The organism is Paenibacillus sp. Dod16, assembly GCF_049893405.1.
Classification (GTDB): domain Bacteria; phylum Bacillota; class Bacilli; order Paenibacillales; family Paenibacillaceae; genus Paenibacillus_AQ.
The window spans coordinates 1-16733 of record NZ_JBNDYG010000011.1; the positions used below are offsets into that span (position 1 = coordinate 1).

A 16733-nucleotide genomic window follows, 5' to 3' on the forward strand; every position below is an offset into this window, starting at 1 on the left:
TCATACCCGAAGGTGATGAGGTGTTCCATCCTATGTTTGACTTGCTCATTTCTTAACTGACGAGAATTTGTTCAATTCTCTATTTCAACGTCCCACCAAAGTGGTTCGTTTTACTCACTCGTTGTTCAGTTTTCAAAGATCAACTTCTTCGTCGCCGGCGAATCTCGTTCGCGCCAGCAACTCTTATATCTTATCACATCCGCTCGATCATTGCAAGTTTTTTTTGAATTTAATTTTTCAAATTCATTTTGGCTTGTTGTCTCAAGCGTTTGTTTCGACCGTATTTCTTGGCCGGAAATATAATATACCATGTGCAGATCAAGAATGCAAGTCTTTTTCGAAAAGTTTTTTTCATAGAATGCTTTCTATTAATATAATGCTCTTGATGACACGTCTACTCGGTGACAAAACCTTTCTATACTAATATGACTAACTTAACCCTAGCTTCCCCAACATCCTGTTATCTTAGCAATTACCCATACCTACATTGGCAGATATAAAAAGCGAAGGCTCCGGATAGATACCCGAAGCCTTCGCTCTATTTATTCATTTATATAGTAGTATTCCGAAATTACTCGGCACCGAGGAAAGCGTATCGGATCAGGATGATCACAAACAAGATCCACATCAGCCAATGCACCTTAGTATCTGTGCGTCCGATCAACTTGCCGAATACCGCAAGGATGACATAAGCAATGATACCAGCAGAGATGCCGTTAGCGATACCGCCAGTGAAAGGCATCAGGATGATGGTCAAGAATGCCGGGAATGCCTGCATGAAATCATCCCACTCGATATCCCGAACCTGACTCATCATCAGCACACCGACAATTACGAGTGCCGGCGCGGTAGCAGCCGAAGGAACAACCAGAGCAATCGGAGCCAAGAACAATGCCAATATAAAGAGTACGCCCGTAGTAACAGCGGTCAAGCCTGTACGTCCACCCTCGGCGACACCCGAAGTACTTTCCACGAAAGCTGTGATTGTACTTGTTCCAAGGAATGCGCCTGCGCTTACGCCGCCGGCATCCACGAGCATCGCTTTACCAAGCTTCTTCTCGCCTTCCTCTTTGTTCTTGAGGAGTCCCGCACGACCTGCGGTACCAACCAATGTACCGAACGTATCGAATAGTTCAACGAATGTAAAGATGAAAATAACTTCGATAAGACCAATGCCAAGCGCGCCCTTCAAGTCCATCTGTCCGACAGCCAGATTATCAAATGAAGGAATCCAGCTTGCAGTGCTCAGACCTGACAGATCGGTTACTCCCATCGGAATGCCAATCAGCGTCGTGAGCACGATACCAATAAGCAGAGCGCCTTTCAGTTTCAGGACCATCAGGATGGCGATCAGGAACAGCCCGATGATCGCAAGCAGCGTATCCTTGTTCTCAACGAAATTCCCAAGGCCAAGATTGAAGGCACCGCCAGGTACCGGATGAGTAATATCCGTTCCCGGGTTAATGGAAGCCGTCACAATGTTGCCCAGCTTAAGACCTACGATGGTAATGAACAAGCCGATACCGACCGTAATGGCAATCTTTAAGTTGTTCGGAACTGCAGTCAACAGCATTTGGCGGACTTTGGTTACCGTGAGAATGATGAAGACAATACCGGAGATGAATACTGCACCGAGTGCGGCCTGCCAAGTAATCGCACCGTTCGAGCTTAATACCACCGTCATGAAATACGCGTTCAAACCCATACCTGGTGCCAACGCAACCGGAATGTTAACGAAGAAGCCCATGGCCATCGTCACAAGACCGGCACCTACTGCAGTAGCGAAAAATACGCCTTCCTGCGGAATACCTGCGCCATCAGGTCCCAGGAACAGATTGTTGACCAGCAGGATGTAAGCCATGGTCATAAAGGTCGTCAAGCCTGCGATAATCTCGGTTCTTACATTTGTTCCGTGTTCCTTTAGTTTAAAGAAACGCTCCATTGTAGAGATATCCCCCTTAAAATTAATGACCGGCAACATACAAAAAAGACCCTAAGGATAAATCCCCAGGGCCGTCGCTTGAAAAAAGAGCCGCAAAACAATCATTCGCATGCTGCAGGGCAGCATCCTTATCGAATAACCGGCTGCTGCTTAATGGAACGCTGCTCCATCTTGCAGGCCGATATCTCGAATGCTGGACGAGTCCGCATCATTATATTGCCGCTCTTCTTTTCGTAGCGAGATCATTACGGTGACCTGTAGAGACTCCCGGGCCCATTCCCGGGATTATACGAAAAAGCTCGTTATTTGTAGTTGTCATGTCAGTTTCTACACATATTCTAGGACGAGAAGCCCAACCTTGTCAATAACAAAAACGAATATTGTGCTTGTCAATTTAAAGAAACGTTCGGGATTTGATATTCCACAACCTATTCATTCTAGGACAACCGAACTACTTACGACAAAATACACCCCCATAACAGGGGACAATGTGCACATGACCCCTCAAATCCGCTCGCGAGGTCCATTCGTTTTCAATTTTTAAATCTTAGCTGTCCTTACGCTCCCCACCTAGCCCTCTCATTTCACTCGATGGCAGCAGACGCGATCCAAACCGGATGGTTTCCACACGCAGAATAAACAGGGATCACTGTGCTCCTTAGGAGAAACTTATGGCTATTTTACCGACAGCATGGTGGGTCTCACTTAATGCGTGGGCATCGTAGAGCCCTTTTTGCGAAAAAGGAAACATAGCTCCCACTACGGATCTTACTTTTTTTTGCTCCAACAGGGCTGCTATTTCCTGAAGCTGCTGACCATTGGGATCCAGCCATATATTTTTGGCGGTTACGTCGTATTGTCTTACCAGCTCTTCATCAAAATCGCTGACAATGGATATGATTCGCCCGGTATGTTTCTTCAGCACTTTAAAGCTGTTCTTCTGAACGTCACCGCCCATCGTATCGAACACGACATCCACATCCGATAAAACATCTTCAAAAGGGGTCGTGCGATAGTCAATCATCTGATCAGCTCCGAGTGAAGCCAACAGCTCATGATTACGCTCACTGGCTGTCGTAATCACATAGGCGCCCGCTTGTTTGGCAAACTGGATTGCGAACATGCCAACGCCACCCGCGCCTGCGTGAATCAATACCTTCTCTCCATGGGTCAGTTCACCATGTGTAAACAGCGCCTGCCAAGCCGTCAGTCCTGCGAGCGGAACGGATGCGGCTTCCTCCCATGAGATAGCAGCAGGCTTACGCGCCAGCAGGTGATCATCCACCAAAGTATATTCGGCATATGTGCCAAAACGGGTCGTTTCCGGACGGGCAAACACTTCGTCTCCCATCTTCCAATCCGTTACCTCGTCCCCAATTTCCGAAATCGTCCCGGCCACATCCCAACCCAAAATAATCGGAAACTCCCAATCCATCATTTGTTTTAAATAGCCCTCACGGAGCTTCCAGTCTATTGGATTTATCGAGGTGGCGGCCACCTTAACTAAGACCTGATGCGCTTGCGGTGAAGGGGTAGGCACTTCTCTTTCCTGTAGTTCTTCCTTGCCCCCATAACGATCAATGACGATAGCCTTCATTCTTTTTCCTCCTCACAGGTTTAGGTCTTGGTTCAACCTCCCTTAACGCTCGCACCTGACTTTTGCACCCTAACGTATTATTTATCTTAATTCACAAAAGATGCATGCAATAAAACCAATGGCATTTACCCGTCCAGAGGAGAACGGTTTTGGTCGTATAAGCAAAAAACCTTCAATTCCACAGGTGTGGATTTGAAGGTTTTGGGGTTTAGTACAGCTGTATAAAAACTATTCCCACTCGATCGTTGCTGGCGGTTTGGAAGTCACGTCATACACGATACGGTTGACGTTCTCGACTTCGTTCACGATACGGACGGAGATTTTCTCCAGCACATCCCATGGGATACGCGCCCAGTCCGCTGTCATGCCGTCGATGGAGGTTACGGCACGGATACCTACGGTGTAGGAATACGTACGTGCATCACCCATGACGCCGACACTCTTCATGTTCGGAAGCGCCGTGAAATACTGCCAGATCTCGCGATCCAATCCCGCCTTCGCGATCTCTTCACGCAGGATGTAGTCGGAATCACGAACGATTTGCAGCTTGTCCTCCGTTACTTCACCCAGTACGCGGATCGCAAGACCTGGGCCAGGGAAAGGCTGACGGTGAACGATCTCATCCGGCAAGCCCAACTCCTCGCCGACTTTACGAACCTCATCCTTAAAGAGAGCTTTCAATGGCTCAATCAGCGTGAATTTCATGTCTTCTGGCAGCCCGCCGACATTGTGGTGGGATTTGATCGTATGCGCCGTGTCCGTACCGCTCTCAACGATATCGGTATACAGCGTGCCTTGAGCCAAGAATGCAAAATCATCAAACTTGCTGGACTCCTCATCGAATACGTAGATGAACTCGTTGCCGATGATTTTCCGTTTTTTCTCCGGATCGTCTACGCCTTTCAGCTTGGACATGAAGCGTTCCTGAGCGTCAATCTTAACGACCTTCATATCAAACTTGCCGACGAAGGTTTCCATAACGCTCTCAGCTTCGCCCTTGCGCAGCAGTCCATGATCGATGAACATGCATGTCAGCTGATCGCCGATTGCCTTGTGAATCAGCATGGCCACAACGGAGGAATCCACGCCGCCGCTCAGCGCGCACAGCACTTTTTGCTCGCCAACGACTTCACGGATTTCACGAACCTGGTCCTCAATAAAAGTCTCCATGCTCCAGTTGCCTTCGCATCCGCACACTTCGTACAAGAAATTCTTGATCATTTCATTACCATGGACGGAGTGACGAACTTCCGGGTGGAACTGCACGGCGTACAGCTTCTTATCCTCGTTACTCATCGCGGCGATCGGTGCGGATTCCGTTCCTGCATCCAGCTTAAAGCCGGAAGGCAGCGATACCACGTGATCACCATGACTCATCCATACCGTTTGTTTTTGCTCAATCCCTTTTACAAGCGTTGAGTTCGGTGCAAACTCCAATTCGGCTTTGCCGTATTCACGTTTCGAAGCACGTTCTACTTTTCCGTCCAGCTGTTGAGCCATCAGCTGCATGCCGTAGCAAATGCCGAAGATCGGCAGTCCCAGATCATAAATGGCGGGGTCCACATGCGGTGCATTCTCGGAATACACGCTGGAAGGACCTCCTGAGAAAACAATGCCGCGCGGGGAAAGTTCTTTAATTTTCTGAGCGGACGTGTTGTATGGCAGAAGCTCACTATAAACGCCGAGATCGCGAATGCGTCGTGCTATAAGTTGGTTGTACTGTCCACCGAAGTCTAAAACGACGATGATTTCATTAGGCTTATTCATTACCGGGCCTCCCTTGATTAATGAAATTAATTATACGCAACCCTAATTCATACCGTCAAGAAAGAGGGGCTTTTGTTTTCATGCCAGTTTTTTGACAATTCGAATACATTGGCGTAAAAAGAGGACTTTTTCGGTACGGGACCACGGTTCGTCATCGTATGCCGCCCGCTCCCAGCGCTGCGCAAACTGCTCCAGCTCCGCCCTGAATTCGGCATCGGCAATCGACAAAGCATTGACGTATTGACGCATGGTCTGCCCTTTTTCCAAATCTCCAAACCTTCGCTGGAGCTTGTCCCAAACCCATACCGAGATCGATACGAGTCCCTCCCGCCCGCTTACCGCTATCGTTCTGGCCATCCTCAGAAAGGCCAAACTTTGGCGCACGGTCGGAATTTGATAAACAACCGCCACAAGGATGGGAAGAACCAATAGTAGCGCAGCCCCAAACATAACAGGACCGATGGCGGTTATCAGAAAGAGTACTTTAACGGCTCCGTAAATCATGGAGTTCCACAGGCTGTTCCAGTACTTAAGCCCGGCAGAACCGGAATCACCAACCAGTGGAGGCGTGGACATCTGCTCGATGCTAAAGCCCGGGGTCGGATCGAACAGCACCCAGCCTTGTCCCGGGAAAAAAACCTCAACCCATGCATGCGCATTCTTTTGGGCTACCTCATAACGGTCTACCGTACCTGCCACCGGCTCACCCGGTGCAAATCCGGTCACGTAGCGCGCCGGGATACCTTCGGATCGAAGCAGCACGGTCATCGTCGTAGCAAAATGAACGCAGTATCCTTCCTTCGTATCAAATAAAAAATAATCGGTAAAATCCCTGCCTTCCGGAGGCACGGATGTTTGCAGTGAATAGGTATAGTTCTGCTCCAAATAGGATTCGATAGCTTTCGCCTTTTCATACCTGTTCTCAGCGTCCAATGTGATCTCCCTTGCTAAATCCCTCACCCTGAGGGGCAGCTGCTCGGGAAGCTGCAGGTACATTTCCTTCATATATTCGGGATCGTTATTGGTCGCACTGCGGAGCGATTGCTCCTCAGGCTGACTATATAAAGTTTCTATGGTATAACCGGATACCGCCCTCTCGCCCTGCAAGGATACCGTTTCGGACAGCCTGTCAACGGCGAGCCTCGGTGTACCTCTCTCTTTGGAGAAATGGATCTCCTTTACGCTGGTAATAATGCCTCCGGACAGCACGGATTGGATCGGAGTATCTTGTTCAAAAGTCAGTGTCTGGACGAGCTTGTCTCCGGAAGGACGCTCCCAATAGGGCAGGATGCCGCTCAGGTCCTCGGACAGCTTAACGGGCTTGCGGATGGAAGGATCCACCTCCCACCTCCGTCCATCATACCGGTTATACGTGTCTCCTCGCCAATAAGTCGGTTCAGGCGACTGCGCGGTAAAATACAACGCATCACTCAGCGTTAACGGACCTCCCAAATCTTTTCCCTGGGAAGCGTATCCGGCAACCTGGGAGGCAGGAATCGACGGTTCCCTGTTTCCCCAGTCAAGGTCTCCCCATCCCGTCAGACGTGCCGCCATTTCGGATACCGTTAATCCCACGCCTGCCGACGGCTCGCTAATAACTCCCCCCACTCGGGTAATACCGGCGATCAGACCGGAAGCAAGCAGCACCACCAGACTCCAGCGAAGCACAGGCAGCCCGGACAAGCGGCCGGATCGAACGGGCTCAGGGATGTCCAATTCAAAAGAGGTTCCCTCCACGGTTTCCTGCTTCAGCTTTAGGATCAGCATCATGCCCTGGGCCAGCAAAATGTACAGCACAGCACGCAGCATATCGCCATAGATGCTTTCTTCCATGGCAGATTCCAGCACCGCCAAATAAACCAGCGTCGAACCGCCAAACAGCCACACGGTTCGGCGATACAAAGCCAGCATATGGACCGCGGATACCATGATAGCCCAGCCGACAAGCAGAATGATCGTTCTCGTCTCCTGGCTTAAGGCAGTAAACTCCCACGCATTTCCGAATGCCGAAACGTCACCCGGAAGTGTCTCCGAAGCATAATCGGACAGCCATGCCAGCGGATGGCTATATTCAAACAACCGGGCACACAGCCAGACCACCAGAACGGCGTTCAGCGGCAGCCATACCCAGCCCCGCAGCGTAAACAATCCTTGGAGCAGCAAGAATAAAGCCCAGATGAATAGGGTTTGCAGCATAAGATGGCTGCCCATGTCACCTGCATCCCGAAGCGGCAATAGCCACTCTGACAGCAGTCCCATAACCGGCAGCGTAATCAATATACGATGAAGAAGCGTTCCGTGCGTCAATCGGGAGACGAAAATAGAGGGTACACTCCAGGCTCCGGATATTCCGGCCTTCCGATGGCCTTCATCCCTAACGGGCGAGCTTCCCGGTCCGCTCATGGTCGGCACCTCCTATCTTCGTTGGCTTCCTCTCTGTCCGCTTTTCATGCAAGTAAACCAGCCTTCCGCCTTTGCTGAAAAACTCCCGTGCCCACTCAGGCAACGCCTGATTCTCTAATGCACTCACCTCTAAGCCTGAGTTACCAGCCGATTTCAAACGCTTTACACTTTGCGTACAGAAGATGGTAACCTTTCTGCTGCCCTCATTCAGCAGGTGGATTGCTGCGACAGCCGCTCCCTCATGAAAAACGCCCGTAATAATCGCCCAATCCTTATTCTTTTGCGAGGGAGAAAGAGACTTCACGAAGCTTCGGTCCCGTACAGGATCGTTCCCGGTTAGCTGAACGGAGGCAAACGGAACTAACGTGTTCTGCTGCCCCTTGAACACGTCCTTGTATTCGTTTCGCCGATCCTCTATCCCAGCCCCATCGATATATAGTTGATAGGGAACTTTGTAGCGGATGAGCCGGGATACCAATCCTGCTGCCGCAGATACCGCGTCTTCAAATGCATCCTCCGGTTTCAAGGAGCCAAGACCTGCATACCCTTGGAGCGATGTATCCAGCACAACCCCCTGCCTTGATCCATATCCCTCATGCGGCATGAAGGATTGCAGGCGTCCCAGCTTCGCGGAATTCTTCCAATGAATCCGGTTCATGGGATCACCGGGAACATAGTCGCGCACGCCCGATCCTCTCATTTCATTCCAAACATGGAAGCGTACCCGTTCATCTTCGAAGTCCATATCGCTTCCATGCATGGGCACTTGGGCCTCTGGCCACTCGGCGGGTCTTGGCAGCACAATTATGCCGCCAGTATCGCTTTGCACGCTCCGGCTTGTTCTGAACCAGCCGAACATATCGCCCCATTCCACCTCGCTATAGATCGAAGACCAGACTCCACGGGGAACCTGGTTCAGTCTGTAGGTATACTCGAGCCTTCGCTTCATGCCGGGGAACAGCAGCTTACGGTATTCCCTGATGCCGATCCGGTCGGTTATGATAAGCCACGGCACGGGTAGAAAAGAACGATAGGTTACTTGAACCGTCATCTGAGCAGAATCTCCCGCTTGTAAGCATGAAGGGGAGCTTGTATGCGAAATGGTGATTCGTGTTGGGCCCAGCAAACTCGTCAAAGCTCCGCCAAGCAATAGAATCGTGCTTGCCCACCATACAAGCCGCAGCGATTCCCCGCCTAACCAAACATAAAGCCCCAAAGAAACGGACCAGATGGCCACTCCTCTCGACCATTCCAGCAGACGGCGTTTCATGACGGATTCCCCTTCCGGCTTCGCTGGCGCGGCAGATCAAACCTCGTAATGATGGACTCCACCATTTCATAAGGAGTTATGCCGGCAGCGCGTGCCTCATGAGACAGATGAAGCCGGTGGGTGAGGACAGGAACGGCAACGCGCAGGCAGTCATCAGGGATGACATACATTCGTCCTGTCAAAAAGGCGGCCGCCTGTGAAGCGCGGAGCCACGCCAATGTCCCTCTCGGACTAATCCCTAAGGACACTCCCTGCTGTTTTCGGGATGCATCGGCCACACTGACCATATAACGTTTTATGGTGTCATCCACAAATACACGGGAAACCATCTGCTGCATTCGTATGAGTTCGGATCCCATCATGAGGGGCTTCAGATCGTCCAGTCTGGAACTGCCCATCCCCCGCTCCAGCAGTTCCAATTCACCTTCCATATTGGGATAACCCAGCGATAATCTCATCAAAAAGCGGTCCAGCTGCGCCTCCGGCAGGCGGCTTGTGCCTTCATATTCGTACGGATTTTGCGTTGCCAGCAGGAAGAACGGGGCAGGCAGCGGATACGTATGGCCGTCCACGGTGACGCGCCCCTCTTCCATCGCCTCCAGCAGCGCGGATTGCGCCCGCGGCGATGCCCGGTTGATCTCATCGGCCAACACAATATTGGACATCACGGGTCCTGGCCTGAATACGAATTCTCCCGTATGCGGATAATAGACCGACGCCCCTGTAATATCCCCTGGCATCAAATCATACGTAAACTGAATGCGGCTGAAATCGCAGCCGATTAAAGCGGCCACCGACTTCACCAGCATGGTCTTCCCGACTCCCGGCACATCCTCCAGCAGCACATGTCCTCCGGCCAGCAAGGCAATCATCGTTAACGAGATTTGCTCCTCATGTCCGACAATGACACTCCCGATCCGTTTGGTAACCCTCCCCAGAAGCTCGGGTGCCCACTCCGGGTGGTTCTCTTCTTCAGCATGAACGGATGAACTAAACAAGAACATCAACCCCCAACCTATATTCATAGATTATTAGATAGCGGTAACTTGGAATCTTGAATCTATGAATAGGTTTTCCAAGAAAGCAAGAAGATAGACGTTATTTACTAGAAAAGCATTGGCCTGTCTTGCATGATTTATAGCGTACGGTCCGCCTGGCCTAATCGGCATCTACACAAAAAAGGCCAGCCCGTTACTCACGGCTGGCCTCCAAACTCATTCATAATTTTCATTCAGGCTTTCATCGTTCAAGTCCGATCATCGTATTAACGATTCACAGCCTTAATCATTCCAATTCCAAATCCGGTCAAGGATCACAGCCGCCTGAGCACGCGTAAAGTATGCCTTCGGCTCGATTTTGCCGTTCATTCCGTTCACGATGTCCGAACCTGCAAGCGCTGCTGCACTCGATTTAGCATACTCGGCGACCTGATCCCCATCAGCAAAAGAATCCAGTGACCCCTGTCCTTCCAGCTTCTTGCCGGCTGCCTCCAGAGCACGCTGCGTCGTTACCATCATGTCCTGGCGTTTCATTGGCGTGTCCGGCAAGAAACGGTTTCCTCCGACACCTTGAACGAGCCCAAGCTCTGCGGCGATCTGCACGTCTTCGTAATAATATGCCGAAGGCAAAACATCTCCGAACGCTGCCCGGCCTTCTCCCGAGCCTTCCAGCTCCAACGCGCGTACGAGCATAACGAGGAATTCGGCTCGAGTAATCGGGTTCAACGGATTGAAACTTGTTTCGGTCTCACCTTGAATGATCCCGCGAGATGCCATCGTTTCGATTGCATCGATCGCCCACGGCACATGCTTCAGGTCATGAAACGTCTTGAATGCGGAGGCGACTGCAAACGTGCCGCCATGCGGCAGCGCAGCACGAACGATCCCATCTGCGGAGTTATACCGGCTGCTGGAAAGCGGAACCCCGCGTCCGTTAGAGTCGATATGCCAAACCATGATATGATTCGGTCGTGCAAGCTCTTCCTCGGTGGGGGAATAAGGCACCGACCAGATGAGACGATGCCTGCCCTGTTGCCAGGACAAAGCCCGCTCGCCAGCAAGAACCTCTGCCCGGAACACCGGACGATCGCCGATCTTCTCGCGAAGGGCCGCATCCAGATTGCCGCCCGACGATTTCTCCAGACGCAGCGTTACGGTTTCCGTATCCGTTACACCGGTCCCCTGAATCAACACGCTTGGCATTTCCAGCGTACCGAACTCCGTTTGGACTAGGAGAACGGCCTGCGGATTCTCCAGCAGCCACTTACCCGGCAGCAGAATGTCATAGGACTGGGCTCCTTTCTGCGCCGGAACGTTAACAAGCGCCCGCTTCGTTCCGGTAGTTCCAGCCACTGCCTTTTCCATTGCCTGCTGAAGCACTCGGCTCGAGACTCCAACTATAATCCGCCCGTCATGGTTCCGGATTTCGAGTGAAGACGTACTTGGAGCTGGACTCGGACTGTTTCCGCCACCGCCCGCAGTTCCGCCGCTTCCACCGTTACCGTCGTTACCGCCCCCACTATGTTCTCCGCCGTCTCCATTTCCTCCGCCGGGAGCGGAGCTCTTCGTAAATTCCAGCACGCCGAATCGGGTCGTGTTCTGATAGGATTGGCCGGTCGGATCCGACCATATAGCCACACTGTCTCTTGTACCTTGGCCGTCTTCATCGTTGTTCACCTGAAAATCGAACCCGATCACCGTCCCTTTCTCAGGTTTGATCTTATCCAGGCGGATCGCTGTTTCAACGACATATCCGCCCTCGATAACCTTCGCAGCGGATGCGAAATTATCCTCGCCCGCATGACCGCCGAAGGAACGCGCATTGTTGAAGTTCATCCGGTACTGTCCATCATCTTCTTGGTAAACATCCGTCTTTCCATTATTCTGATCCACAAAAATCTCTACCGAATCCTGCTCCCATACGTTGGGACTCGCATCCGATAACAAGCTGTCGCTAATAATGGCATAAACGTACAGGTGATCCTCATCCCATAGCGTCCGGAATGTGGCGGTCGCGCCGCTGTTTCCCTCGACCCACACGTCGGTTGCCAGTTCCCCGGCATCCTTCCAGACGCCGTCGAGTTCGCCGTCTACCGTTGGGGTGCCATAGCCGGCCTGGGCCGATTTCGGCGCAGCGGAGAGCGTTAGAATGCCGAGTCCCTCCTGATCGCTGTCCTGGGCATGCCTTGGATCGCTCCAGGACACCACCGCTCCGTTCTTGCCATGCTCGGAGCCGTCATCCGAGCCGGAATCCGTTACTCGGACATCGAAATAAATCTCGCCGCCCAGCGCTCCTGCTCCGTTTAACTGGAGGAGGGCTTCCCCTGCGTAACCTGCAGCGGTCTCGACCGTATTGGCGGCTCCACGCTGAATCTCGGCTTTTTGCACAGCACCGTTCACTACAGCGAATATTTCGGCCTGATCTCCCGGAGATATCGAGCCGTCCGACACGTCAACCTTGACGTAGACATGGTCCCTGTCCCATAGCGTCTTAAATTCGGCAGATAGCGAGCCAAGCTGCTCCGTCTTAAATGCCGGAACCAGATTCCAGGCAAAATCCGGTTGTCCGTCAATAACCGCCTTCCCCTCCACGGCCATTCCGGTCTTTCTTACTATCGTTAGCCTGGAAGGATCGACCATCCCCCAATAGGCTGGCTTGGCCTGATACTGCTTGTCAAAAGGAAACGGGGCATCCTGTCGTCCCGTACCCGCGGGACGGTCATGCAGCCAGGTATGGTCGTCTGCGATCCCCCAAAGGGTGACATTGCTGATCCAGCCCCCTTCCACGCCTGCATCGGCGCCCATTTGATCCAGCCGCTTCAATTCTTCAAACAGCTCTTTGTACCGATAGCCTTGCTTATCTAGCAATTCCTGGGGAACGGTCTGGTAGGTGTCGGTATTGTTCGTGTACACCGAAACGTCCAGCTCGGTAAGCTGATTATCAAAGCCGGCCTCGCCGAACATCCGGATGGAATCCGAGATTTGCTGGATGGACGGCCCACTGATATTGATGTGCGTTTGATGGCCCACGCCATCGATTGGAACGCCTTCCGCCTTCAGCTGTTTTACAAGATTCAGCAGATAATCGCGTTTCTTCGGGTTGTGCGTGCTGTAATCGTTGATGTAGAGCTTGGCCTCGGGGCCGGCAGCGTCACGCGCCGCATGAAAGGCGGTCCGGATATAGTCGAGTCCCGTTATCCGGTACCACTGGCTGTCCCGCATGCCGTCCGGACGCCCTTCGTCAATGACCTCATTCACGACGTCCCAATCGCGGGCATCTCCCTTGTAGCGGCCGGCCACCTCATGGATATAAGCTTCCAGTCTCTGAAGGACGAGCGCTTTATTCTCCGGCGTGGCTTCGAGATATTGGCCCTGATCATCCTTCAGCATCCATTCGGCGCCTTGCTGATGCCACAGCAGCGTATGGAACCGGAGGTTCATGCCATGATCCCTGGCATAATCCCTGATGAGATCCGCGTTGGTAAAGTTATAGGTTCCCTCTCTCGGACTGAGAGATTCCGGCTTCATCACGTTCTCGGCAACAAGCGAGTTGTAATGGTAATCCAGAAGCTCCTTGTGCACGCCGGACAGATGCTTGGGCTCCACGGCTGCCCCGATCTCGAAATAATCCGCATACACATCCTTCAGCGCGGGAATATCCGTCTGAATCGAGCCCGGCAGTGCGAGCTTAATGTCATCGACATAGAAATTGGAAAGATCCGAGGTTTCCATATACAGCTTCAATGTTTCCATATCCGAAGTGAAGCCAAAGGTTCCTTTCAGCTCCACCCACTCCGTGCCGCTCGCGGAGGCTGAGGCAACGGTTGTATAGGACGTTTCTGCTGCGCCCGCTGCTTTGTTCTCCATCGAAAGGGATATTTTGACCGGAGCGGCAGGTGCCTGCTCAAGCCTCGCATAGGCTGAGATCGTATACGTTTTTTGGCTCACCATGATGTCTTTAACGTCTTGGCTGGGTCCGTTCCAACTGTTCGCCCGCTCATGGACCTTTAAGCCGTAGCCGCCGCTATGGGCTGCTTCTGGGACAGCTTCTACGGTCTCCGAATCGCGTGGTCCCCAATCCATCGTCGTTCCGTCTTCAAAATCCCATACGACCGTATTCTTTCCCCCCGGTATCTCAATACCCGGGTCTGGTGCCTGCTCAATCAACCGGACCTTGAATTCGTCCATATAATAAGCGGCGTCCGCACTGCTTGGACTCTGCAGATATACCTGCAAGGCTGAAGCGTTAGCATCGTATTTATAATGGCCCTTCACCTCTACCCACCCGTCGGCAGTTACATCGACCGGACTGCTGAAGTTCACATATTCCGGCTCGGCTCCGGTTTGCTGCATGGCAAGCTGAAGCTGCTGAGTCCCTTGGGTGTCCTCCTTCAAATGGACATATGCGGAAATTTCATAGGTAGCTCCTTTGTCCAGCCGGTTCGTGGCGGATAGATCAAATCCCGGTCCGTTCCAATTCGCCGTCCTTCCCTCCGTCAACAAGCTCCCTGTCCCTTCATAAGCATAGGTAGCGGAGGTCACCGTCTCCGTCCCCCGCTTAAACCACCCTTCCGTCCCTCCATCAAAATGATGATGAATCACAAGATTCTGATCAGCGGACGTTTGGACCGGTTCAACTGCCGCCGCACTCCGGCTGGGCGGAATGAGCAGCAGGGACGCGATCAGCATCAGGCTGATCCTCCTAATGATTGTTCTCTTAGACACGAAATGCTTGCCTCCTCATTGGTTGCATTTATGGTCTGTCATATAGCGAAACCTGGATTATTCCTTGACGCTGCCCACGTTCAATCCGACTACGAAATATTTCTGCATGAACGGATAAACCAGCAGAATCGGAACCGATGCCACGACCGTTACGGCAGCGCGAATCGAAATCGGCGTTACCATGTTCACCGCAGCGTCCTGCGTCATCCCGGCTCCTGCAGCCACTGCCGGGTTGCTGTTCGCGTTCATACTGGATGACAGCAGCTTCATCAGCTCATACTGCAAAGTGCTCAGCTCTTGGCGGGAGGAGGTATAGATGAATGCATCGAACCAGGAGTTCCAAGCCCCCACGGCCACGAACAGCGCAATGGTTGCCAACACCGGCTTACAAAGCGGGAAGATGATCCGGATGAAGATTTTAAAATCTCCGGCTCCGTCAATTCTTGCCGATTCGACCAAGCTTTCCGGAATCGTTCCGATATACGTCCGGATAACGATCATATTGAATGCGCTGATCATCGACGGGATCACATATACCCAGAACGAATTCAGCAGGTGCAAGTCCTTCATCAGAAAATATCCAGGAATCAAGCCTGCGTTAAAGTACATCGTCAGAATAAAGATCAATGTAATCGGCTTGCGGAATACATATTCCCGACGGCTCAGCGTATACGCCAGCATCGTGGTCAAGACCAGATTCAGCAGCGTTGAAAGCACCGTTCGTGCCACAGAAATCCAGAACGCGTCATATATCGTTCCCGAAGCAAATACCGCCTTGTAGTTCTGCCAGGTAAATTCCCTCGGCCAGAGATAGATTCCGCCCCGGATCGTATCATTCCCCGCATTCAGGGAAACGACGATCGTGTTCAGAAACGGATATAATGTGACAACGACAAGACCAATCATAAACAAGGTATTGAATGTATTAAAAAGGATCGGCTCTACTCTTTTTTTTCTGACGGATTTAGGCGCTGCGGCAGCAGTTGCTGGCCCAGGGCTGATTGTTTGATTTGCCATTATAGCAGCCTCTCTTCCCCTAGCCGTTTCGCGACTCCGTTTGCAATCAATAACAGCGTCACACTAACGACCGTTTTAAATATACCGGCAGCCGTTGCTAATGAGTAATTGCCTTGGGCAAGCCCGTACTTCAGCACGAAAATGTCAATCGTTTGCGACCAGTCGACAACAAGACCGTTGCCCAGCAAGTATTGAACCTCGAAGCCTGCTTCCAGAATGTGACCGACCTGCATGATCAACAGAATAATGATCGTTGGCTTAATGCCCGGCAAAGTAACATGGAACATTTTCCGATAGCGGCTTGCCCCGTCCATATCGGCAGCCTCATAAAGCGCCGGGTCGATGGATGCCATCGCAGCCAAATATATAATCGTATTCCAGCCGACTTCTTTCCAAACATGCGACGCTCCGACGATTCCCCAGAAGTATTTGCCTTCACTGAGCCATTGGATCGGCTCCTTGATGAGATGCAGCTTCATAAGGACATCATTGATGATTCCGTCCGAAGCCAAGCTCGTCGCCACAATCCCGGTTACGATGATCCAGGATAGAAAGTGCGGAAGATAGGAGATCGTCTGTACGGTTCTTTTCCAAAATACTTTCCGGATTTCATTCAGTAACAATGCAAGGATAATTGCAGTCGTAAAGCCGAGAATCATATTGATAACACTCATTGCGAGCGTATTGCGAAGCACTTGCAGGAAACTTTCATCCTTAAAAAGAAATTCAAAATGTTTAAAGCCTACCCACTTCTGTTCACTAAAGTCTCTAGCCGGCTTGTAGTCCTGGAAAGCCATGGTCCATCCCCAAATAGGAACGTAGGCAAACAAGATGATGTAAGCCATTAGAGGCACCGACATATAGATCAACTGTCTCTGTTCTTTGAGGACGGCCCAGGTGATTTTCTTGTTTGTCTTAGGCTTGCGGACGGCAGAGTCTTTGACTACGGTCTCTTCCATAAGTTTGTTCTCCCCAAAACCCCATATTTCGTAAACAAGGAAGGCAAGAAGCCTT

The 16733-nt window shown here is 51.7% G+C and carries 9 protein-coding genes and 1 riboswitch; all 9 genes read right to left on the reverse strand.

Going from position 1 to position 16733, the window contains the following annotated elements; all coding sequences use genetic code 11:
• Positions 1 to 571: 571 nt before the first annotated feature.
• Positions 572 to 1942, reverse strand: a complete 1371-nt coding sequence (locus ACPV3A_RS10785) for an NCS2 family permease (protein WP_071220837.1) — start codon at positions 1940 to 1942, stop codon at positions 572 to 574.
• 214 nt (positions 1943 to 2156) lie between these two features.
• Positions 2157 to 2255: riboswitch (purine riboswitch) on the reverse strand.
• A 345-nt stretch (positions 2256 to 2600) separates the two neighbouring features.
• Positions 2601 to 3539, reverse strand: a complete 939-nt coding sequence (locus ACPV3A_RS10790) for an NADP-dependent oxidoreductase (RefSeq protein ID WP_220686543.1) — start codon at positions 3537 to 3539, stop codon at positions 2601 to 2603.
• Positions 3540 to 3767: 228 nt separating this feature from the next.
• Entirely contained in the window at positions 3768 to 5306 is a 1539-nt protein-coding gene (gene guaA / locus ACPV3A_RS10795) for a glutamine-hydrolyzing GMP synthase (protein ID WP_113059352.1), read from the reverse strand.
• Between the two features lie 78 nt (positions 5307 to 5384).
• Entirely contained in the window at positions 5385 to 7709 is a 2325-nt protein-coding gene (locus tag ACPV3A_RS10800) for a transglutaminase domain-containing protein (protein WP_426199506.1), read from the reverse strand.
• Entirely contained in the window at positions 7681 to 8979 is a 1299-nt protein-coding gene (locus tag ACPV3A_RS10805; protein WP_426199508.1) for a DUF58 domain-containing protein, read from the reverse strand. The genes ACPV3A_RS10800 and ACPV3A_RS10805 overlap by 29 nt, the downstream gene beginning before the upstream one ends.
• Positions 8976 to 9983 carry an AAA family ATPase gene (locus tag ACPV3A_RS10810; protein ID WP_426199509.1) on the reverse strand — a complete coding sequence of 336 codons (1008 nt, stop codon included), beginning with the start codon at positions 9981 to 9983 and terminating at the stop codon, positions 8976 to 8978. Before ACPV3A_RS10810 ends, ACPV3A_RS10805 begins: the two co-directional genes overlap by 4 nt.
• Positions 9984 to 10259: 276 nt before the next feature.
• Positions 10260 to 14702, reverse strand: a complete 4443-nt coding sequence (locus ACPV3A_RS10815) for an endo-1,4-beta-xylanase (protein WP_426199511.1) — start codon at positions 14700 to 14702, stop codon at positions 10260 to 10262.
• 57 nt (positions 14703 to 14759) lie between these two features.
• Positions 14760 to 15719 carry a carbohydrate ABC transporter permease gene (locus ACPV3A_RS10820; protein ID WP_007127858.1) on the reverse strand — a complete coding sequence of 320 codons (960 nt, stop codon included), beginning with the start codon at positions 15717 to 15719 and terminating at the stop codon, positions 14760 to 14762.
• Positions 15719 to 16678: an ABC transporter permease gene (locus ACPV3A_RS10825; RefSeq protein ID WP_426199514.1), complete on the reverse strand. Its 960-nt coding sequence runs from the start codon at positions 16676 to 16678 to the stop codon at positions 15719 to 15721. Before ACPV3A_RS10825 ends, ACPV3A_RS10820 begins: the two co-directional genes overlap by 1 nt.
• Positions 16679 to 16733: the final 55 nt, after the last annotated feature.